The sequence below is a fragment of the Marinomonas mediterranea MMB-1 genome (genome assembly GCF_000192865.1).
In the GTDB taxonomy this organism is placed as follows: Bacteria; Pseudomonadota; Gammaproteobacteria; order Pseudomonadales; family Marinomonadaceae; genus Marinomonas; species Marinomonas mediterranea.
The window spans coordinates 2,270,184-2,292,985 of record NC_015276.1 but is presented as its reverse complement, the minus strand read 5'-3'; the positions used below and the strand labels follow the sequence as shown (position 1 = coordinate 2,292,985).

Annotated in this window: 18 protein-coding genes; 5 read left to right on the top strand and 13 right to left on the bottom strand. The window is 44.1% G+C overall.

Going from position 1 to position 22,802, the window contains the following annotated elements:
* Positions 1-103: 103 nt before the first annotated feature.
* Genes MARME_RS10500 through MARME_RS10485 form a run of 4 tightly spaced genes read right to left on the bottom strand, consistent with a single transcriptional unit; the run spans position 104 to position 7,115 of the window.
* Positions 104-2,830, bottom strand: a complete 2,727-nt coding sequence (locus tag MARME_RS10500) for an Hsp70 family protein (protein WP_013661242.1) — start codon at positions 2,828-2,830, stop codon at positions 104-106.
* Positions 2,830-4,578 carry an Hsp70 family protein gene (locus MARME_RS10495; protein ID WP_013661241.1) on the bottom strand — a complete coding sequence of 583 codons (1,749 nt, stop codon included), beginning with the start codon at positions 4,576-4,578 and terminating at the stop codon, positions 2,830-2,832. Before MARME_RS10495 ends, MARME_RS10500 begins: the two co-directional genes overlap by 1 nt.
* A complete protein-coding gene (locus MARME_RS10490) occupies positions 4,579-5,172 on the bottom strand; it encodes a DUF2760 domain-containing protein (RefSeq protein ID WP_013661240.1) in 594 nt (197 codons plus the stop codon).
* Between the two features lie 5 nt (positions 5,173-5,177).
* Positions 5,178-7,115, bottom strand: coding sequence for an ATP-binding cassette domain-containing protein (locus MARME_RS10485; protein ID WP_013661239.1), 1,938 nt, complete (start codon positions 7,113-7,115; stop codon positions 5,178-5,180).
* Between the two features lie 264 nt (positions 7,116-7,379).
* On the opposite strand from MARME_RS10485, the gene MARME_RS10480 reads away from it, so the two are divergent.
* The 5 genes from MARME_RS10480 to MARME_RS10460 all read left to right on the top strand — a co-directional run bounded on the left by MARME_RS10480 (position 7,380) and on the right by MARME_RS10460 (position 13,797).
* A complete protein-coding gene (locus tag MARME_RS10480) occupies positions 7,380-8,492 on the top strand; it encodes an efflux RND transporter periplasmic adaptor subunit (protein ID WP_013661238.1) in 1,113 nt (370 codons plus the stop codon).
* Between the two features lie 11 nt (positions 8,493-8,503).
* Positions 8,504-11,629: an efflux RND transporter permease subunit gene (locus MARME_RS10475; RefSeq protein WP_013661237.1), complete on the top strand. Its 3,126-nt coding sequence runs from the start codon at positions 8,504-8,506 to the stop codon at positions 11,627-11,629.
* A gap of 161 nt (positions 11,630-11,790) precedes the next feature.
* A complete protein-coding gene (locus MARME_RS10470; RefSeq protein WP_013661236.1) occupies positions 11,791-12,558 on the top strand; it encodes a motility protein A in 768 nt (255 codons plus the stop codon).
* Positions 12,559-12,560: 2 nt separating this feature from the next.
* Positions 12,561-13,325 (top strand): OmpA/MotB family protein, encoded by a 765-nt coding sequence (locus MARME_RS10465; RefSeq protein WP_013661235.1) that lies wholly within the window; start codon positions 12,561-12,563, stop codon positions 13,323-13,325.
* Positions 13,326-13,362: 37 nt separating this feature from the next.
* Positions 13,363-13,797: a PilZ domain-containing protein gene (locus tag MARME_RS10460; RefSeq protein WP_013661234.1), complete on the top strand. Its 435-nt coding sequence runs from the start codon at positions 13,363-13,365 to the stop codon at positions 13,795-13,797.
* A 121-nt stretch (positions 13,798-13,918) separates the two neighbouring features.
* Here MARME_RS10460 and MARME_RS10455 read toward each other — a convergent pair whose 3' ends face one another.
* The 9 genes from MARME_RS10455 to MARME_RS10415 all read right to left on the bottom strand — a co-directional run bounded on the left by MARME_RS10455 (position 13,919) and on the right by MARME_RS10415 (position 22,801).
* The gene (locus tag MARME_RS10455; RefSeq protein ID WP_013661233.1) at positions 13,919-15,091 is read right to left on the bottom strand and encodes an O-succinylhomoserine sulfhydrylase; all 1,173 of its coding nucleotides are present in this window, start codon (positions 15,089-15,091) and stop codon (positions 13,919-13,921) included.
* Positions 15,092-15,217: 126 nt separating this feature from the next.
* The gene (purF, locus tag MARME_RS10450) at positions 15,218-16,726 is read right to left on the bottom strand and encodes an amidophosphoribosyltransferase (RefSeq protein ID WP_013661232.1); all 1,509 of its coding nucleotides are present in this window, start codon (positions 16,724-16,726) and stop codon (positions 15,218-15,220) included.
* A gap of 76 nt (positions 16,727-16,802) precedes the next feature.
* Positions 16,803-17,336 carry a CvpA family protein gene (locus MARME_RS10445; RefSeq protein WP_013661231.1) on the bottom strand — a complete coding sequence of 178 codons (534 nt, stop codon included), beginning with the start codon at positions 17,334-17,336 and terminating at the stop codon, positions 16,803-16,805.
* Positions 17,337-17,406: 70 nt separating this feature from the next.
* Positions 17,407-18,018, bottom strand: coding sequence for an SPOR domain-containing protein (locus tag MARME_RS10440; RefSeq protein ID WP_013661230.1), 612 nt, complete (start codon positions 18,016-18,018; stop codon positions 17,407-17,409).
* A 14-nt stretch (positions 18,019-18,032) separates the two neighbouring features.
* On the bottom strand, positions 18,033-19,265 hold the full coding sequence (folC, locus tag MARME_RS10435) for a bifunctional tetrahydrofolate synthase/dihydrofolate synthase (protein ID WP_013661229.1): 1,233 nt from the start codon (positions 19,263-19,265) through the stop codon (positions 18,033-18,035).
* Positions 19,266-19,269: 4 nt separating this feature from the next.
* Positions 19,270-20,136: an acetyl-CoA carboxylase, carboxyltransferase subunit beta gene (gene accD / locus MARME_RS10430; protein ID WP_013661228.1), complete on the bottom strand. Its 867-nt coding sequence runs from the start codon at positions 20,134-20,136 to the stop codon at positions 19,270-19,272.
* Between the two features lie 19 nt (positions 20,137-20,155).
* Entirely contained in the window at positions 20,156-20,968 is an 813-nt protein-coding gene (trpA, locus tag MARME_RS10425; RefSeq protein WP_013661227.1) for a tryptophan synthase subunit alpha, read from the bottom strand.
* Between the two features lies 1 nt (position 20,969).
* A complete protein-coding gene (trpB, locus tag MARME_RS10420) occupies positions 20,970-22,181 on the bottom strand; it encodes a tryptophan synthase subunit beta (protein ID WP_013661226.1) in 1,212 nt (403 codons plus the stop codon).
* Positions 22,178-22,801 carry a phosphoribosylanthranilate isomerase gene (locus MARME_RS10415; RefSeq protein WP_013661225.1) on the bottom strand — a complete coding sequence of 208 codons (624 nt, stop codon included), beginning with the start codon at positions 22,799-22,801 and terminating at the stop codon, positions 22,178-22,180. Before MARME_RS10415 ends, trpB begins: the two co-directional genes overlap by 4 nt.
* Between the last annotated feature and the right edge of the window lies 1 nt (position 22,802).

The window sequence follows — 22,802 nt, the reverse complement described above, 5'->3', positions numbered from 1 at the left end:
GGCGGACTACTCAGCCACGTAAAAATTAGAAAGCAAAAAGGAGCCATTAGGCTCCTTTTGGAAGTACCACCTCTTACGTGGTTTAGCTCTGCTAGTAAGCAGACTAAATTAAGCTTAGACCAATAGGGAGAGTTTCGCCTACTAATTTCGATAGACTTGCTTCATCGATTGATTGTGTTTCATTTAGCCTTTCTAACCAAAGCGCAGGACATTTGTCTTTCTTGAGTTTAACAGCAATTTTCTTACGCAACACCGAGAGCTTGTCAGATTCTACCTCTGTCATTTGCGACATAAGAATTGCTGCGAGACCCGCTTGTTTACGTTTTTTCCAATCTTCTTTAAGTGCTAATTCAATCTTTGCCGCTGCAATGTCTTCTGCAAGTAGAAAATCGTTTTCCTGAATCAGCAATTGCCGCGACGCCATTCGACCAATAGCCCACCAGCTGGTATCGCTTTCAGACGACTTTTTAAGGCGCTTTGTCAACCAATCCATGGTTTCTATTTTCGTCTCGTTAGATAAACGCTCAAGAGCACCAACGAGTCTTATTAGATCATCACCTGAACGGGTCTGAAGTTGCTTTTGCTTATCTCGCGATTTTTGCCCAGAAGGCGAATAAAACTGACTAAATTGCTTATACAACACGGCCTGCTGGTCTATCGATAAACCACCTGCCACGCGTCGGAATAATGTCCAATATTGCGCCCATACGGCCGAAGTATCATACTTTGCGCCATTTTTCGTAAGGTTAACCACTTGGGTAACACGTTCTTCATCGCCAGCATACCCGTACCCTGGTCGAAGACAAAAGCCTGTCATTTGCAACCAAATCCGCTCATGCTGGGCACTTTTCGTGCGTCCAGACTTAAGCGACAGCAATTTATCAGACAAACGTCGAGATGTTGCGATATTCCAGCTTTCTCGATCTCCAAGCTGATTTTCCAAATCATTCCTGAGCGTTTTCACCAAATCTGGGGCCGCTTTTTGACCAGCACCCGAGAAACACCGAACAAGCAACTCTTCCGCTTGCCCCATATTTTTGTGTAATGTTTCCGTACCTTGGTCTTGGGCGTTGGATTCACTTGGTTCAGTACTAAAACTAAGATCCCAGTATTGGTCGCTACCGACCGCTTTTAGTTGAACTTGTACCACCCCAACTTCAGACAACTTCGCAGAGACCTGAACGGTTGCACTGTCTTGCTCGTTGTTACTTTGCAACTCAGAAAGCAGATTGGATACAAAATGCATCTTGCTGTTGTCTTGAACAATACGTCCAACGTCACATTGTAAATCATCATCCGAGCGATAAAGTGGAAACTGAACCTGCTCACCTAGCTTAAGAACAAATTCGTTTTTCAACGCTACTCGCTCTTCTTTTGGCGTGCCTTTTGGAATCAGACCAACAAAGCTGGAATCTGACATTTGCAAATACAAACTGTGGGAAACGCCACTCTCTATACGAGGAGCATCGCCGTGTAGGGCATTTAGATAATGCGCGGCTCCTTTCGCAACTGCATCATTTGGCTCAGAAGAATCACATACCTTAATGTCTTTTTCTGCCCATTGATTTAGTTGAGCAATAAAGCGGTCTTTAATAACGCGGCTGTTAAAGAATCCACCGTTAAACAGCACCGCATCCGGCATGGCTTCGCCAGTTAGAGACTCTATTTCAGACTCATGATCAGATAAAAATTGCGCTAAGTGACGTGTAAAAGCAGCATCTGACTCATAAGGTAACCCTAATGCGTGTATCGCATAGCCGGCTTTCTCAACTTTTTCAGTTTTGTCGACTAGGGGTACAAAGCCTTGTTCTATTTGAGTTAATAACTTCTGCCTTTCAACAACAAACTTTTGAGAGCCACCGATTAGTTTACTGCCTGCTCCGAGTACAGTCAGAGTAACGGATTCTTGCACCTCTGAATGTGCTCCACCGTCAGAACGTGCGCTGCTGTCCGAAAGAAGTGTCTCTTTTGCCTTTCGAGTTTGTTGTGTCAAAGCAGCCAAGCGTGACGCGGATAAAGCGGAAATTTGACGAGGGTCGAGTTGATACGCGAGCGCTTGGTCAAGGTTGTCACCCCCTAACAATAAGTGCGATCCAACCGCTATACGCTTTAACGCTAATCGGCCAGTCTCAGTAGACTGTATATGTACAAGGCTAAAATCCGACGTTCCACCACCAATATCGACAACCAAGAGCATCTTACTGGCCTTAAGCGATGCAAGTTGTGCTTCATTTCTGATGAAGTAGTAGCACGCTGCTTGCGGCTCCTCCAACAGATACAAATCACGAATACCTGCATTTCGTGCCGCTTCAAGCGTCAACGACCTTGCCTCTTCATCAAATGATGCTGGTAAAGTCAGAGTAACTTGTTGATTCTCTAATTTCGACTCTGGAAACTGGTGATTCCAAGCCTCTTTGATATGGCGTAATAGCACTTCGCTGGCTTTTAGAGGACTAATCTTACGCTTTGCTTCACTACCCCAAGGTAAAATGGCGTCTCTTCGGTTGACGCCTTGGTGACTTAACCAGCTTTTTGCACTTTGAACGAGTTGACCTACACGCCGCTGCCCAAGCTCTAATGCACCTTGACCCACGATAAAATCGCTTTTATCACTGTGCCAAGGCAATACTGGTTTGATCTTAGTACGTTCGTCTTCTGCTAGTAGGTATATTGCACTAGGAAGTGACGTAAACTCTTGTACGGCACCATCCCCCATATTCTGGGGAATGGTTAACAGGTTAAGTTCACTATTAGTGGAATCTGGATCAAAGTAAGAGACAACGCAATTGGTCGTCCCAAGGTCGATCCCAACTCGATATGTCTTACTCATTAACTTTCCCTAGTTTGAAACTCTATTTGCCATACATGATCAGAGTTAACATCGTGCGCTTGAAGCATCAATAAGCCCAGCTCATTGACATGGGCAGAAACACACACTCTCACCATTTCACCTGCACTGTATTGTTTAGCATCTAAATAAACAGACAGTGGTGGCAATTCGGTTAACGTAGGCACAGAGAAGGAAGCAATGACTTTACCAACAGAATCCACGTCGGCGTTATTCGATTGGAAGAATCGGAAGATAACTTGCTCACCAACAACGAGTGAAAACTCATTTGGCAACATGACTTCTTCAGAACCTTCTTCCAGTCCAAATGGTGCAACACAAACCGCATCGACAGGTGGGGCCATACCCGGAATGGCTGGCATGGGGCTAGCGACACCAATGTAGTAGTTTGCCGCCAAACCACTTTTTACTTTAACGCCACCTTCATACTGCGTAAGTTCATAATACGCAGCGCCCTTTGCAACCGCATGATCCAGATGACTTGGAGTAAGCATCTCCAACGTTTGACCCTGTCCGCACAGAGCATCAAGACGTTCAGCTAACAGCTTACGAATGGGATCAGCGTTAAAAACGCCACCATTGAATAGAACTTTCGTTGGTAGCGCATCAGAGTTCGCTAAAAATTCCGAAATGTGTCGTGTAATCGCAGGGTCGCTTTCATAATCCAAATTTATCGCAGCAAAACCGGATCTAGGCTGACTCTGAGCACGCTCACCCTGCTGAACTTCAGGGAAAAAGCCAGCCAGTATAAGAGTTTGAATATCTTGCTGAGTTAACGTTGCTTTAATCGCGTTGTTAAACAAACTGCGCCCTCGGCTCGGCACCGTAACGGTCGCTTCCGTTAACTCAGTGTTTGCCAAAAGACGTTCTTTGGCCTCTCGACAAGCCTGAGTCAAACCAGATATTTGCCAAGGTTCAAGTTGAGTGCCTTGCTGAGCCAGTTGGCCTGCAACATGGTATGTCAACGTCATATCCATATTATCGCCGCCGAGCAAGATATGACGCCCAACCGAAACACGTTCTAATGCTAACGCGCCATCATTGTCCGATGCTTGGATTAACGATAGATCTGTCGTACCACCACCAACATCAACCACTAATATATGATCACCAACCTCTAAGCTTGTTGTCCAATCTGCTTGCTCTGACAACCACGCATAAAAAGCCGCAAGAGGCTCTTCAATTAATCGAGCTTTTAAACCGAGCTTTTGTGCAGCCGCTTCCGTTGTCGCGCGAGCCGCGGGATCAAATGATGCGGGCACGGTGATAACGAGATGTTGATGTTCTAGCGCGTTTTCAGGGAATGCGTGATTCCAAGCATTAACCAAATGCTCTATTAGCCATTCCGTTACTTGAGCAGGCGAGACTTTCTCCACCTCTTCCAAGGCATCGACTGGCAATACTTTTTCATCGACAGAAACACGAGAATGGCATAACCAGCTTTTGGCGCTTTGTATCATCCGACCTTGGGATTTAGCACCAAGTTCTCTTGCGAGCGCACCAACAATGTGTTCACTTTGTCCCCAAGGTAATAAACGATCACTTTCAAGCAATTCTGTTTGATGAGGAAAATACACAAAAGACGGCAATAGCGTTTTTTCTTCCATTCGACCTGGTGCAGTCAACTGAGGAATATGCAGTTGCTTTAACGATGCATTGGTGTCTTTTTCTGCGTAATACAGCGCTGAATGAGTGGTACCTAAATCAATTCCGACAAAATATTCTGACATTTAAACCTCAACTTCCGCAGGTGCGATAATTGATAAACCGCCAGTATCACTTACCTTCGGCAGCTTAATGTCCGTTATTTTCCAGCCGGGATGAATAAGCGTTCCAGTATAAGGCCCGTCGCCTTGTACCAAGCCTTCAAGCTTTATCTGTTGAGGGCTATAATCGGCTGGCACTTCAACGCGCGAGTTTTCAGTGGCTTCGTGAACGGAATCCAATGAGAAGTATTGCTGAATGACTTTTGAGCAACCAGAATGGATTTGACGAGCAGCGCCTCCAACCTCTTCATCCGAATACGCATCAATCGATTCTTGCGTAAAGTCGATGAAACGCGCTTCTTTTTGAAGTAATTGCAATAACTGTAAAGCACCATCAGTATTTACTGTGTCGAGCTTAGGCGCTTCGATCTGTATTTCGCGAATAACTTCGACTTCTTCTGTGATTATTTTGGGTTCGACTTCAAATTCGAATTTACTGCCGCTGCTAACTTCATTGCAACGCGCGGCATAATTACCGTTACCCATGTATTTAAAAAACTGTCCGAATGCCCCGAAAAATCTCGGAACAAATCCAATTGCATTAATTTCTTTACTCATAGACCTTATCCGTTTTGCATTTCTTCAAGTTCAAGCCAGCGCTCCATTGCTAACTCAAGCTCTTCTTCTTTTGCAGCCATTTTCGCTAGCGTATCTTGTACTTTTGTTTGATCCCCTGCATAGAAATCCGCTGCGCTGGTCGTTTCTTGTAATAACTCAACATCGGACTCTAACTTAGCGATCAAGTCAGGCATCAAATCAAACTCTCTTTGTAACTTATAGCTGAGTTTTGATTTTTTCTTCGCCGGTGCCGTTTCTTCCTTTGCTGGAGAAGACTCAACTTTTGTGTCACCGTTGACCGGAGTAGTCTCTTTTATATTTTCTTTTTCAATGGCTTTTTCAATTTTGTCTACCGGAAACTGGCCTCCTTGACGAACCCAGTCCTGATAACCGCCCACGTATTCTTTCGCGATGCCTTGCCCTTCGAACGCAATGACGCTTGTTACTACGTTGTCTAGGAATGCACGGTCATGGCTAACCAGTAATAATGTACCTTGATACTCAGTTAACAACTCTTCCAATAGTTCAAGTGTTTCAACATCAAGATCGTTGGTAGGTTCGTCCATGACCAATAAGTTGGCAGGCTTAGTAAAAAGCTTAGCAAGCAACACACGATTACGCTCCCCCCCTGACAACGCTTTTACTGGCGTTCTAGCCCGCTCTGGTGGAAATAGAAAATCTTGTAGATAGCCAATGATGTGGCGGCTTCGGCCCTCTATCTCAATGGTATCTTTGCCTTCACCCACATTGTCCGCAACGGTTTTTTCTGGATCTAGCTGTTCTCTAAGTTGGTCAAAGTAAGCAACATTAAGCTTGGTGCCTTGACGAACGGTTCCAGATGAGGGTTCTAACTGACCAAGTAAAATTTTAAGGAAGGTACTTTTCCCGCAGCCGTTTGGACCAATTAATCCGATACGGTCTCCGCGTGAAACAACCAAGTCGAGTGGTTTTAAAATTGTTTTATCATCAAACGCATGCGCAACTTGATTAAACTCTGCCACTAACTTGCCGGAGCGTTCGTTAGATCCGAGTTTCATTTTCGCATTACCTTGACGATTCACTCGCTCACTGCGCTCTTCTCGCAGAGCTTTTAAGGCACGTACTCGACCTTCGTTACGCGTACGGCGTGCTTTGATACCTTGGCGAATCCAAACCTCTTCTTCAGCCAGCTTTTTGTCAAACAACGCATTTGCGCGCTCTTCTTCTTCAAGCTGCTTCTCTTTAAAGACAAGAAATTCGGATAAACGACCCGTAAAGGACAGCAGGTTTCCTCGGTCCAGCTCTACAATTCGATTAGCTAGGTTTTCTAAGAACCGTCTATCGTGGGTAATAAATAAAATCAAACCACGAAATTGTTTTAACTGGGATTCCATCCATTCTATCGTTGGGACATCCAAATGGTTAGTAGGCTCATCTAGAAGGAGAATATCCGGTGCACTTAGCAAGGCTTGAGCAAGGATGACGCGTCGCCGCCAGCCACCTGATAGTTCAGACATGAGCTTATCTGCTGGCAATGCAAGGCGTTGTATCATGTTATTTACACGCTGCTCTAAGTCCCAACCTTGCGTTTCATCTAACTTAGTTTGGATAGCTGAAAGCTCATCCGAATGATCAACCGATATATCTTCTAGTAAACGGAAGTAGCGATTTAACAATTCATGAGTCTCACCTGCGCCTTCGCTGACAACTTGCCTAACGGTTTTACCGTCTGCTGCAGGTAACTCTTGAGGAAGTTGAGCGACACGCATGCCACCTTCAATTCGCACGATACCGTCATCGGGTATTTGTTCGCCAAATACGATTTTTAGAAAGGTAGATTTGCCGGCGCCGTTACGACCGATTATAGCGACACGCTCACCTCGGTCAGCGGAAAAGCTGATATTAGACAAAAGCGGGTGATGACCAAACGCAACGCTCACTTGATCGAGTGATAATAAACTCATACTTATCCGTCAATTATTTCAAATTTTAGTTCATACTATATTATCACTGTTGGTGCGGGAGATTTAACTAATACTGTGTTTTAACTTGATTTTTTATCGAAATAGGCAAGCCAAAAAACACTAATAACCGATAACCGTATAAAAAATACCCTTTATTTCCATATATCGCCGTTCGTCATATCTCTATAATGTTTTTCAACTAATACATTAGTGTATGATCTTAATGATGACATTTGGAATAATAGAAACGGAGCACTTAGTAGAATGAGCCTAAAAAGTAAGTTAGGTCCGATTAGCGCTGTTGCGGTTGCGTCTGCCGCTGTTCTTTGGATGTACTCTGGAGGGCACGGTATAACTCATGCTCAAGCAAGCGACCAACAAGCGAATGAGACACATTCTGAAAGTAAAGTAGACACACCTTCAAGCTCTACTGATACGAGCTTATTTTCCGTACAGGTCAAAACGCTGACCGCTCAATCTATCGAAAATACACTTAAATTAAGCGGTGAAACTGAGTCAGATAAAAGTCAGGTTTTAGTAAATGCCATCGCAGGCAAGGTATCCGAGCTCACTGTATTAAAAGGAGACTATGTAAAAGCAGGTCAGAAACTGGTCGCCTTCGATACACGTTCATTAAAAGCAAACATCTCTCAAGCGAGAGCACTTGTTAAACAAAGAAAAATTGAATTAGACGGAATTAAACGCCTAAAAAGAAACAACCTAACGTCGCAAGTTACATTGGCGCAAGCAGAAACGGATTTAGCCAGTGCCCAAGCAACGCTGAAGTCTTATCAAATCAATTTAGAAAATGCGATCATTACTGCGCCGTTTGCTGGTATCGTCAATACGGTAAACGTTGAAAAAGGACAATATGTTGCCGTGGGCAGCGGCATTCTAGATCTAGTGTCAGTAGACCCTATCACGGTTAAGGTAAACCTTCCGCAAGCTCATCTATCGAAAGTGGCTGTAGGTACCATTGCGGATGTTGCCTTACCTAACGGAACTCATGCTTCCGGCCAGGTTGAGTATGTTAGTCGAGTTGCCAACAACGCAACGCGCACCCTTCCAGTAGAGATAAACCTTCCCAACCCCGACAACAACATCCCAGCCGGAATATCCGCTGATGTTAACTTCATTCTTAATGAACAAAAAGCGCATTCATTCTCACCCGCGTTAATTAGTTTAAATGACGCAGGAAAAACTTCGATCAAAACGATTGCGCCGAACAATACTGTCCAAAGTGAGCAGGTAGAGATCGTTAGAGAAGAGCGAGATAAAGTTTGGGTAATCGGTCTGCCAAACACCATTAATATCATAACGGTAGGTCAAGGTTATGTATCAGTCGGTGATCAAGTGGATGTTCATTTCAAGAACTAAGGAGATAAGCAATGCAGACGATCATTGAGGCCGCATTAGCCAGATCTCGCACCGTATTAATGTTTTTCGTACTGATACTGATTTCCGGTACAGTGTCGTACATAGAAATCGCGAAAGAAAGCAACCCAGATATCACCATTCCTATGGCTTATATCTCGGTCTCTCTTGAAGGGATTTCGCCAGAAGACGCCGACAGTTTATTGGTCCACCCGCTTGAAACGGAGCTTCGCGACCTAGAAGGCCTTAAAGAAATAAAATCAACGGCCTCCGAAGGTCATGCGTCTATTATTCTCGAATTTGAGACGGGAACTGATATCGACCAAGCACTTATCGATGCCCAAAACAAAGTCGATAGAGCCAAAAGTGAGCTGCCAAGTGACGCGGATGAACCGACCGTTAATGAGATAAATCTTTCAACCTTCCCAGTGCTTCGAGTCAACCTTTCTGGTAATACGGATTTTGCGACACTCAGTCGAGTCGCAAACGACCTAAAAGATGAAATTGAATCCGTACAAGGCGTACTTGAAGCGGACATAAGTGGCGACAGAGATCAGCGCGCTGAGATCATTATTAACCAACAGAAACTTGATGCATACAATTTGGTTTTAACCGACGTTGCAAACCTTGTTTCTAACAACAACCGCCTTGTCGCGGCGGGTACACTTGATACTGGCGCAGGCAGATACCCTCTTAAAGTCCCCGGTCTACTAGAGACTAAATCGGATATTTTAGAGTTACCTATAAAGGTGGATGGTAATGATGTCGTTCGCCTAGGAGACATTGCTGAAGGTGAACTGACGTTTGAAGACGCAACTAGTTATGCTCGCGTCGATGGCCAACGCAGTATCACTCTAGGTGTCTCGAAACGAGTTGGTGCGAATATCATCAATACAATTGATGCTGTAAAAGAAGTCATCAAGAAAGAAAGCGCTAATTGGCCTGAAGGGGTTGAATACAGCCTATCTCAAGATGAATCCGTTAATATTAAAACGTCATTAAATGACCTCTTTAATAACGTTTTAGCGGCTACTTTGTTGGTGATGGTCGTTATCCTTTGGGCGCTTGGTGTACGTTCTGCGATTCTGGTTGGCCTAGCCATCCCAGGTGCGTTTCTTTCCGGCATACTGTTACTTAACGCTCAAGGCTATACCATTAACATGGTAGTCCTGTTTGCTTTGATACTGAGTGTCGGGATGTTGGTCGACGGCGCGATCGTTGTAACCGAATACGCAGATCGAAAACTCGCAGAAGGTGCCTCTAAACGACAAGCTTATGCCGAAGCCGCCAAACGCATGGCATGGCCGATCACCGCTTCAACCGCAACGACATTGGCGGTATTCATGCCACTACTTTTCTGGCCAGATATCGTCGGCGAGTTTATGCGATATATGCCAATTACGGTCATCGCAACTCTATCGTCCGCCCTTGTCATGGCTTTGATTGTCCTACCAACCATCGGATCAATCATCGGTAAAAAAGGCGCCTATTCAGAAAAGACAATAGAAACATTGCGTCTCACTGAATCCGGTGATTTATCTAAGCTAAAAGGCTTAACTGGGCTATATAGCAGGATGCTTAGTAGACTCGTAAATTACCCTATTGTTATTCTGTCGTTCGCGATTGCATTGCTAATTGGTGTTTTCATAAGCTATGGAAAGTTTGGGCACGGCGTAGAATTCTTCCCCGATATTGAACCGGAAGTGGCCAACCTTGAAATAAGAGCAAGAGGCGATTTATCTTTAGATGAAAAAGACGCACTTGTGAAACAAGTTGAACGATTAGTTGTTGGCCACCCTGAAATTAAAAACTTGGTGTCCACCACCTATTCGTCTCCTAAAACTGACGGCGCCCCTGATAATATCGGCACACTCTCAATGGAGTTTATCGATTGGTATAAGCGCCGTCCTGCTAGCGTTATTCTGGATGAAATTCGCGAGACAACGCGATCGGTACCAGGAATTGAAGTCCGCTCTGAAGTGCAACAAGGAGGGCCTCAATCCGGTTCCGACATTGAGTTGCAGCTTTCTTCTGCTTACACAGATGTGCTCAATAAAGCAGCAGCCGAAATTTCCAAGAAACTTCGTGCTCGTGAAGAAATCGTCAGCGTGAGCGACGATCGCTCACTGCCTGGAATAGAATGGCGCATGGATGTTGATAGAGCAAAAGCGGCGGAATATGGCGTCAGCGTAAATACACTGGGTAACGTGACCAAGTTAGTCACAACAGGGATCGTATTGAGCGATTTTCTACCAGAAGGCGCAGACGATAAAATCGATATCGTCTTACGCTACCCTGTGGAACAGCGCAGCTTAGGGCAACTGGATGAGCTCCATATTACATCAAATGAAGGACCTGTTCCGATAAGTAATTTTGTCACCCGCTATGCTGCCCCGAAACAAGGCATTGTAAATCGTGTTGGCGGTAAAAAATCGATTACTATAAAAGCTGACGTTCAAGATGGACTGGTCGTTGACCAAGTTATTCAAGGCATTCGCTCAGAACTCGTCGCTTCGGATCTTCCAGACACGCTGCAATTTGAGTTTAGAGGAAATACTGAAGACCAAGAAAAGAGCCAATCCTTTTTGATGAAAGCCTTTGGCGTCGCATTCTTTATTATGGCGATCATATTGGTGACGCAATTCAATAACTTCTTCCAATGCTTACTTATTTTGAGTGCTGTCATATTCTCTACCATGGGCGTACTGATTGGTTTAATGCTTAAGGGCGAACCATTTGGCATTGTAATGAGTGGCGTAGGCGTCATCGCGCTTGCAGGTGTTGTCGTTAACAACAACATCGTCTTGATAGACACGTTTAATGGGTTGCGCAAGCAAGGAATGAGAGTGAAGGAAGCCGCAGTACGCACAGGTGTTCAGCGACTTAGACCGGTAATGTTAACCACTATCACGACAATCCTAGGCTTGGTTCCTATGGTGTTTCAGTTAAACATTGACTTGGTTCACCAATCAATTAGTGTTGGCGCGCCATCAGCTCAATGGTGGACACAGCTCTCGACTGCTATTGCTGGCGGCTTGACCTTTGCAACACCACTAACATTGATCTTAACACCCTGCCTACTTGTATTAGGCTACAGAAGGGCTGAGCGCAAACAAATGAAAGCGCTTGGTCAAATTTAGTTGTAGCGATACCCATTCTCATAAAGCGCCCAATTTTTCAAAAATTTGGGCGCGCAATTGGCTGATATCAAAGAATTTTTCCCCCTCGCCTTGTCACAGCGCTTTTTGCTATACATAATGTCAGTACACTACATAGAAATTGCAAGCTAGGTGAACACTCAATGGATTTCGCATCATTTATAGGCATTATTTCCGGTTTAGCGCTAATCATATCAGCGATATTTCTAGGCAGCAGTGACATAGCAATATTTTTAAATATTCCTGGGATCATGATTGTGATCGGCGGGACGATTGCTGCAACGCTTGTAACTTTCCAATTTAAAGATACGATGTCTGCGTTTAGAGCCGCATTCATTGTATTTAGTCAAGACAAACAAAACCCACAAGCAATGATCGCAACCATGCTGCAAATCACTAAGATCGCTCGACGCGAAGGCTTGGTTGCTTTGAGCCGTGTAGATGCAGACTCCCCTTTCTTAAAGCGCGCGATGAATATGGCGTCTGATGCCTCAGATGAAGACTATATAAGAAAGACGCTTCAGGCAGATATAGACTCCCTTAAAATGCGTCACTATGTCATCCAAGATGTGTTCAAGAAAATGGGATTATATGCACCTGCATTTGGCATGTTAGGTACACTAATTGGTCTAATTCAAATGCTTGCACAACTGGACAACCCAGAGTCAATCGGTCCCTCGATGGCCGTTGCGCTGCTCACCACGTTTTACGGGTCTTTATTATCCACCGTAATTTTTAATCCAATAGCTGGAAAATTGAAAGCACGAACTATACTTGAAATTCAGACATTAGAAATCATTAGAGACGGTACGGTGAGTCTTCTGGGTAGCAACAACTACTTAGCCGTTTACGAGCGACTTTCATCTTACGTACCCGCTCATCAAAGAAAACCTGCAGGAATGGGAGAGTAAGAGTGCAAGACCCCCTTTTTGAAGAAGAGGAAGTCGCTGGCTGGATAGTAACCTATGCGGACCTCATGTCTCTGCTTCTCGTATTTTTCATCTTGCTTTATAGCCTTTCTAAGCTTACGGAAAGCACATTGGTGAGCGCCCTCTCGTCCATTCAAATAGCACTAAACAGCGAGGGTGCACTTACAAGGTTAAACCCGACCCAATATTCAGGAGGCGGAACTGAAATAATAAAACCTGCAGACCCTCAACTTGCGACTAATGACGATTTAACTTACTCAAAAGAACCGATTGACGATGTAGAACGAGAACACGTTAAAGAAATTGCAAATGATACCGCAAATAAGTTTGCAGCTGAAAACTTAGACTCACAAATTGCCGTATTTGAAGATGGTGAAAAAATCACGATTCGAGTCGATGGCGCTTCTTTATTTGAATCAGGCGAAGCGGACGTTCTGTGGAGTGCTGAGCCAATATTCGAAGCGCTTTACCGTATATTTGTGACCTACCCTGATTACAATATAAGCATTAAGGGACATACGGACAACATTCCAATCAATACCACCCGTTTTCCTAGTAATTGGGAGCTCTCAGCCATACGCGCCACAACAACGTTACGCTACTTTTTAGAGAAAGGAATTCCACCAGAGCGCATGACAGCAACGGGCTATGCCGATGTTATTCCTCTCGTGCCAAACGATACGCCAGAGCATCGCGCTCAAAATAGGCGTGCAGAATTTGTATTACAGCGAAATAAGAACAATAATTAAACATCGCACCAAGTAAAATCTTGGAAGGAATACGGATATGGAAGACACTTCCGCAATACACTATGAAAGCTCCGAACGCAGAAATGCTGTTCGGGTTGAACCGCTTGGCTGCACTTTGCAATTCAGCAATGATGGCAATAAATTCCAATGCGTAGATATAAGCGTCAATGGCGTTGCCTTGTCCTTAACGAATGACCCCCCTACCCCACTCCCAAAGAATGGCGCTTTAACTGCATTCATTGTTGATCAGGATGGCATTGTAATTGGAAAAGTGGTGGCGAGAAAAATCTACCAGCAAAATGAGCGCTCAGGCTGGGCTTTTATTCAAGCAGAAGAACGCGTTTTAACATTTGTTGAAGAATTAGTGTTAGAAACTCAAAAAGCAGTTTTAAGACAAGCATCTTCAGAACGAAAAAAACACGAAGAAGAAGCAATTCTAGGGATTATTGAGATTGACGAGCCTACCACCTAACAGATTTAGGAATTTATGCAGACTCAATCGACCAGTCAGATTATACCGCTTCAGCGAGATAGAGCATAATCCGACTTCATTGAGGGCGTCCTTTCCCGCAAATTCTTACTCTTAGTTAGGCTTAAATTGTATTTAAGGCCTGCTCAACATCTTGTACGATATCATCTATATCTTCTATACCAACAGAAATACGAACCAACCCTTCAGAGATTCCCGTAGCTTGCTTTTCTTCTGGCGTTAAACGGCCGTGTGTCGTCGTAGCAGGATGGGTCACCAATGTTTTGGTATCGCCTAGATTTCCGGTTATCGACATAAGCTTAACATTATCAATAAACTTCCACGCTGCGTCTTTGCCTCCATTAAGCTCAAAGGACAGTAACCCACCAAAGCCTTTCTGTTGCTTCTTAGCTAGCTCATGGGATTTATGATTAGGCAGCCCACCATAATTAACATGTTTTACTTTAGCGTGTTGCTCAAGATACTTCGCTAAGTGCAAAGCATTAGAGGAATGCGCCTTCATGCGCAGTTCAAGTGTCTCTAAACCGTTCAATAAAATCCATGCATTGAAAGGACTCATAGTTGGTCCTGCACTGCGCATAAAGGCGACGAACTGTTCTACAATTTCTTTCGATGAAATCAACGCACCACCAAGACTGCGACCTTGGCCGTCGATGAATTTCGTTGCAGATTGCATGACGATATCAGCACCTTGAACCAACGGGTTCTGCAACGCAGGGGTTGCTAAGACAGTATCAACACAAAGTAAGGCGCCTTTCGCTCGCGCAAGCCTAGACACTCGCTCAACATCTACTACCTCATACAGGGGATTAGAAGGCGTTTCAAAATAACATAGGCGCGTATTGCTATTAATTGCAGCTTCCCAAGCGTCATAATCTGTTGCATCTACATAGACAACTTCAACACCGAACTTCACGGTATACGCATTAAAAAATTTGATTGAAGAGCCAAAAATATTTCTAGAGCAAACTACTCTGTCGCCTTGCTTAAGCAGGCTATAGGCGAGCGTCATAAGCGCTGCCATCCCTGATGCTGTTGCAACAGCCGCCTCACCTTTCTCCATCGCAGCGAGTCTTTTTTCGAACATTTCTACAGTAGGATTTGTGAAACGAGAATAGATATTTCCACCCTCATCACCTCCAAACTTCGCGGCAGCCTCCGCTGCTGAGCCGTAGGCAAAGCTGGACGTTGCAAAAATAGCTTCGCTATTCTCTTGCTCTTGAGTCTGGCGAACACCTGCATGAATCGCAGTCGTTGCGTTTTTGTACTCAGACATCTTTTCAATCTCCCAAATCCACTTTAAAAGCAGTCTACCGTAAAAACAAAATAGCCAGACTAAAAGACTGGCTATTTTTCATCATTAATAAGTCAGCTTCATATATTTTGAAGCTGACTTATTCAGTTACATCGGATATAGCATATCACTAGATACAATAGTCTCTAATTTATTCTTTTTTGCGTCATTTCTCAATGCCGCTAAATTAGCTAGGTATTCTTCAGTGATGTTGCCCGTGATGTAGTTTCCATCAAATACCGACGTATCAAACTCACGCACGTCAGAATGTTTTTCGTCAATGCACGCACTCTTAAGGTCCGCTAAGTCTTGGAATATTAAGCCATCAGCTCCGATAAGCTCACAAATCTCATCGACATTACGATTGTGTGCGATTAGCTCTTCAACGGCTGGCATATCAATACCGTAGACATTGGGGTAACGTACTTCAGGCGCAGCAGAAGCAATAAATACTTTGTTAGCCCCTGCATCACGAGCCATTTCAATGATCTCACGACTAGTTGTACCACGGACAATCGAGTCATCAACAAGCAATACATTCTTGTCTTTGAATTCAAACGGCACTGGATTTAACTTCTGTCTAACTGATTTTTTACGTACAGTCTGACCAGGCATAATAAACGTACGCCCAATATAACGGTTTTTAACCAAGCCTTCTCTAAATGGAATGTCCATTGTTTGAGCAATCTGCAATGCAGCGGTTCGACTTGTGTCAGGAATAGGAATCACGACATCGATTTCAAGATCGCCCCATTCACGTTTTATTTTTGCAGCCAGAGCATCACCCATATTGATACGAGCTTTGTAGACTGAAATATTATCTATAACCGTATCAGGTCGAGCAAAGTATACGTACTCAAACAGGCACGGACGCGCAACTTTTTCTGGCGTACATTGACGAACATGTACATTGTGATCAACATCAAAGAACATGGCCTCACCTGGACGAATATCACGCTCAATTTTGAAGCCTGCCGCGTCCAATGCCACACTTTCTGAAGCAACCATGTACTCCATACCGTTTTCTGTCTCTCTAGATCCATAAATCAATGGACGTACACCATCTGGATCACGAAAGGCCAAAATACCGTAACCAGTGATAAGAGCAACAACTGCATAACCACCTTCGATGCGCTTATATACACGCTCCAGCGCATTAAAAATATCATCGGGCGTTGGAACAAGTTTCGCCTCTTCATGCAGTTCATGTGCTAACACGTTTAGAAGCACTTCAGAATCAGACGTCGTATTGATGTGTCGAAGGTCTGACTCAAATACTTCCTGCTTCAGCTTAGCCGTATTGGTAAGGTTTCCATTATGTGCGAGTGACACTCCGTAAGGAGAGTTAACATAGAAGGGTTGCGCTTCAGCAGAGCTTGACGTACCAGCTGTCGGATAGCGAGCATGTCCGATGCCAATATTACCCAATAATTTTTTCATATGGCGAGTGCGAAACACTTCGCTCACAGGGCCGTTGTCTTTTCTCAAGCATAAACCGCCATCATGACTTGTTACCATCCCTGCAGCATCTTGACCTCGATGCTGAAGAAGAGTTAATGCATCAAAGATAGTCTGGTTAACCATCGAAGTGCTAACAACACCAACGATACCACACATTAAAATTCACCTCATGTTGGGGAAGGGTTTTCACCCTGTATATTCTAAGCAGCCTTTTTAAGGGCTTAACTACTACTTAACTATTAAAGGTACGCTCAATAAGAGAGGGATCTATCATATCGCTCCCTTTGCCTAACATTTCACGCACCCAATCTTTCATTATAACTAACTGTGGAATAAGCTGAGACGTTTGCCAAAACTGAGTTTTTTCAATCGCCGGACTTAAACTAAGCAGAGAGACAAACGCGATGACAACCAAACTACCGCGAGCGAAACCGAAAACCATTCCCAGAACTCGATCAGTACTACTGAGCCCTGTAACTTGAATTAAGGAACCAAGCAAAAAGCTAACTAACGCGCCGACTACCAAACTTGCCACAAATAACGAAACAAACGAAACAACATAGCGAATCTGATCATTCTGAACTTGGTCTATTAAAAGCGATTGCAAGTTACCAGCAAATTTCACTGATACAACAAATGCAATTACCCACGTCACAAGTGAAAGAACTTCTTTAACAAACCCTCGCTTCAAGCTAAGCAAAGACGAGAGAATAACGACCGCAATAATTAGCCAATCTAAAGTAGATATTGAGCTAAGTTGTTCCATAAGTTCCTCTAAATTTCAGCGAGGCAGTTTAACAGAAGCTCGCCTTTTTCCAAGCCTAATATTATCGATTTTAATTAGGAGAAAATTTGACAACGATCCCCTTCAAAAGAAACTCTTTCTCTATGTCATTTCTTGACGCTTCAGCGGAGTCTCTTTTGATTTCAGGGCCAACGAAAACTTTATGCAATGACTGAGTTGTCACCCGGTATGCGGGGTAACCTGCGTCTTTAAGCTTCTTAACCAATCGGCTTGCATTTTCACTACTTTTAAATGTCGCTATCTGCACTGTCCAGCGCACAGCAGGCTTGAGCTTTTCAATCTTTTTGACTGAGGTTTTCTTTGGTTCACTCGATACATTAGCTTTTTTACTTTCAGACTCTGAGGCATCAGCAGGATTGGGTGTTGGCTGGGCTGCATTCTGAGCCGTAGCGAGCTGACCACTATCCGTTTTGGGAATGAGTTTAATCTCACTCGCACTCGGCTCTACTGATTCATTTTTTGCTAATGGCTGAACAGGCTGTATGACCGGCACCACCAAAGCAGGTGGTTCTGGCATATTAATGACAATATCAAGTTCAGCAGGCTTCTCACCATCTAGAACCATAGGAAGCACGATGGCAGCACACACAATCATTATGCCCGCGCCCACTAAACGATGTTTAGATGTGCTATCTAAAACCATAAGGTATCCCTAATCTATAATTCACGCATTTCAAGATAGTGTGAAACCGTTACAAATGATCCAAATATAACAACGGGGCGATTTTCCACTCGAGCTTGCTTGACCGCCTCACTATAGGCGCCTTCAAATTCATCAAATCCCTTTACATCGCTCGGAAGTAACGCTAAAAGCTCGCTTTTACTCGCTCCGCGAGGAACGTTTAAACTGCATACTTTCCAGGACTGAAAGGCGTCTTTTAATATATCGAGAACACTCGCAATATCTTTGTCTTTCAACATACCTATTACGGCAATCGGTTTTTTGTCGAATTGCGACACACGACTCTTCAGCTCATTTGCCGCTTCTGGGTTGTGAGCAACATCGATATAAACAAACGGATCTTTCTCAACTAGTTCAAAGCGCCCTTTCAGTGTTGCGTTAGAAAATAAAGCTTCCAACTGAGCTTGGCTTACACCTTCGTCGAGCAGCATAAGGGCTTGAATTACGGTAGCTGCATTTTCAATTGGCAACTTAGGCCGCGGCAAATTCGAATACTGAGCCTTTTCAGAGCTCCAAGACCAGTACTGCCCATCGTCTATTGCATAAGCAAAGTCGCAGCCTTTTTGATATAGAGGCGCATTAAGTGCTTGCGCCACCTCAGAAATACTACTTGGAGGGTTAACAACACCCGACACCAAAGGTTTGCTAGATCGAGCTATACCTGCTTTTTCTCGGGCTATAACGTCCAGTGAATCACCTAGCCAATCGGTATGATCTAATGATATTGACGTCACAACAGCCAAATCTGTATCTATCATATTAACCGAATCCAAACGACCACCTAATCCTACTTCGAGCACCCAATAATCAAGCTCTAGCTCAGAAAATATCAACAGAGCGGCAAGAGTAGAAAATTCGAAAAACGTTAACGGAGTGTCTTTTCGAGCATTTTCTATCTTTTCAAATGCGTTAATTAAAAGTTCATCACTGCATTCGCGATCATTTAGGGATACACGCTCATTAAAACGAAGAAAATGGGGAGAAGTATAAGTTCCGACCGTTCGACCTATCGAAATGAGATATTGAGTGATCAACGCGCAAGAAGAGCCTTTACCGTTTGTCCCTGCAACTGTAATGACTTTTTTATTGGGCCGCTTTAGATCAAGCTCAGCTAGAACTTTTAGACCGCGATCTAAGCCCAATTCAATTTCAGAAGGGTGTTGACTCTCGATATATGAGAGCCAATCCGATAATGACTTCGCCGCCATTAATTTACGCTACCTTATGAGTAAGTATCGACAAAATGTTATGTAAGCGATCACGCATTTCATGACGCGTTATGATCATGTCAAGTGCGCCCTTGTCCAACAAGAACTCACTTCGCTGGAATCCTTCTGGCAATGTCTCTCTTACGGTTTGTTCGATAACACGTGGGCCAGCAAATCCGATAAGTGCGTTAGGTTCTGCAACATTCAAATCGCCCAGCATCGCCAAGGAAGCAGATACACCTCCGAACACCGGGTCAGTCATTACTGAGATGTAAGGAAGCCCTTGCTGCTTCATCTTCTCTAGCGCTGCTGATGTCTTTGCCATCTGCATCAAAGAAATTAACGCTTCTTGCATTCGTGCTCCGCCACTGGCAGAAAAACATACTAGTGGAACGCGTTTTTCTAAACATACGTTAACTGCTTGAATGAATCGCTCGCCAACAATCGCTCCCATTGAGCCACCTAGAAAACTAAACTCGAAAGCAACGGCCACGACAGGCAAACCGTTTAGCGAACCTTCCATCGCAACAAGCGCATCTTTCTCGCCTGTTGCTTTTTGAGCTGCTGACAAACGATCTTTATAGCGCTTAGAGTCTTTAAACTTTAGTTTATCTTCCGGTTCTAGATGAGCGCCAATTTCTTCGCGCCCCTCTTTATCTAAAAACAGATCAAGACGTCGACGTGCACTAACGCGCATATGATGGTCACACTTAGGACAAACATCCTGATTCTTTTCTAACTCGGGACGATATAAAACATTGTCACATTTAGGACATTTCTTCCAAAGGCCTTCTGGCACAGCAGAATTCTGTGCACGCTTAGATTCGCTTCTTACGATCGATGGAACAAATTTATCTAACCAGCTACTCATTTAATTCTCCAAAACTTAATCAAGCCTGACGGTCCATTGCATTACGCATAGGAGTTAGTACATTTTCTAAGGCTTGAGCAATATATTCTTTGTCTTCGTTTTTAGACTCAGCGATTGTATTAACTAAAACACTTCCCACGATTACGCCGTCCGAACACTGACTAACAGCGGCTGCTGTTTCAGCGTCTTTAATACCGAACCCAACACCAATAGGAAGGTTTGTTACGCCTCTTAGCTTCTCAACATGCTCACGCACACTATTTACATCTAATGTTGCGGAACCTGTGACGCCTTTTACAGAGACGTAGTACACATAACCACTCGCCAAGTCACATATTTTCTTAGCTCTCGCCATAGTCGTGGTAGGCGAAAGTAAATAAATTAGGTCAATTTCCTGACTGCGGAAGTATTCTACTACATCTGTCGCTTCTTCTGGAGTCAGATCTACTAATAAAACACCATCGACACCACTTGCTTTTGCATCTTTGGCAAAGTTCTCGTAGCCATAAAATTCAATAGGATTCAGATATCCCATAAGCACAACAGGGGTAGTCTGATTTTCAGCACGAAATTCTTTTACAGAAGCCAAGACGGATTTAACACTGGCGCCCGCCTCTAGCGCCCTTTCACAAGCAAGCTGAATAACAGGCCCGTCAGCCATTGGATCAGAAAAAGGCATACCTAATTCAATGATGTCTGCACCACCTTCCACTAACCCACGCATGATAGAAGCAGTATAGTCTGGCGACGGATCCCCTGCGGTTACATAAGGAATAAGCGCCTTACGCCCCTTCTCTTTCAATTCAGTTAGGCAACTATTAATTCGGCTCATTTTAGACCTCTACACCATCTAATGAAGCGACAGTATGTATATCTTTGTCACCACGACCTGATATATTCACAACAATAAACTGATCTTTAGACATTGTCTTCGCAAGTTTCATACCGTAAGCAACGGCGTGACTAGATTCTAAAGCAGGCATAATGCCCTCGATCTTTGTCAGCGTACGAAAACCATCCATTGCTTCATCGTCATCGATAACAACATAATCAGCTCGACCACTGTCTTTCAACCAAGCATGCTCTGGCCCCACTCCAGGGTAATCAAGACCCGCAGATATGGAGTGCGTACCCAAGATTTGTCCATCATCATCGGCCATAACGTAGGTACGATTACCATGTAAAACACCTGGTCGCCCCGCTGACAATGGCGCAGCATGCTGCCCTGTTTCCAACCCATACCCACCTGGTTCAACACCATACATACGGACTTCGGTATCATTAATGAACGGATGAAACATTCCTATTGCATTAGACCCACCGCCAACACATGCTACAACTGCGTCCGGTAAACGACCTTCGCGCGCGAGACTCTGTTCTTTTGTTTCTCGCCCAATGATCGCTTGAAAGTCTCGTACCAACATCGGATAAGGGTGCGGGCCGGCAGCAGTACCTATAATGTAGAAAGTATCGTCAACATTACTTACCCAATAACGCATCGCTTCATTCAGCGCATCTTTTAACGTTTTAGTACCTGAATCTACAGGAATAACCTCAGCACCAAGAAGCTTCATTCGATACACGTTTAGTGTCTGGCGTCGAATGTCCTCTTCTCCCATAAACACCTTACAATTTAAACCAAGTCTTGCGGCAACCGTCGCAGTCGCAACGCCATGCTGCCCCGCTCCAGTCTCAGCAATAATATTAGGTTTACCCATATGCTTAGCGAGCAGCGCCTGACCAATCGCATTGTTAATTTTATGCGCGCCGGTATGATTTAGATCTTCTCGTTTAAGATAGATTTTCGCTCCGCCCGCCTGTTCAGTTAGACGCTCGGCGAAATACAAAGGCGAAGGACGACCAACATAGTGAGCAAGATCATTATCGAAGGCAGCTTGAAATTCTGCACTCTTAGACAATTCTTGATACATGTTAGTCAGGTCATCAAGTGCCGACATTAACGTCTCAGAAACAAACACTCCACCAAAACGTCCAAATCGGCCCCTTTCATCCGGCAAATCTGAATTAAATTTGTTATCGCTCACTTTTTGCTCCAACCTTTAGCTTCAAATATAAAGTCTCTTACTTTAACGAAATCTTTTTTTCCTTTAGCGAGCTCAACACCACCACTCACATCAACAGCATAAGGTGACACACTTGAGACAGCCTGCGAAATATTACTAGGCGTTAGACCCCCAGCTAAAATAATAGGGTTATTTGAGGACTTCGGTATTCGCCCCCAATCAAAGACTTCTCCTGTGCCCCCTGGTACGCCAGGCTTATAAGCATCTAACAAGATAGCTGATGCTCCAATATAGCGATCGAACTCAACTCGCAAATCGAGTTCCGGCTTCATTCTTAACGCTTTTATATAACTTACTCCGTAAGAATCACATTCTTTTGGAGATTCATCGCCATGGAATTGAACAACCCAACGGGAATTTCCCGAAACCACCGCATCCACCTCAGATGCAGAAGCATTGACAAATAACGCCACTGGCGTAATAAATGGAGGAAGTTGATTGACAATTTCGTTTGCTAAATTAGGTTCAATGTAACGAGGGCTTTTAGAATAAAATACAAAGCCTATCGCATCGGCACCAGTTTCAATAGCAAACAAGGCATCCTCTAAATTCGTAATACCACAGATTTTTACTCTAATCATA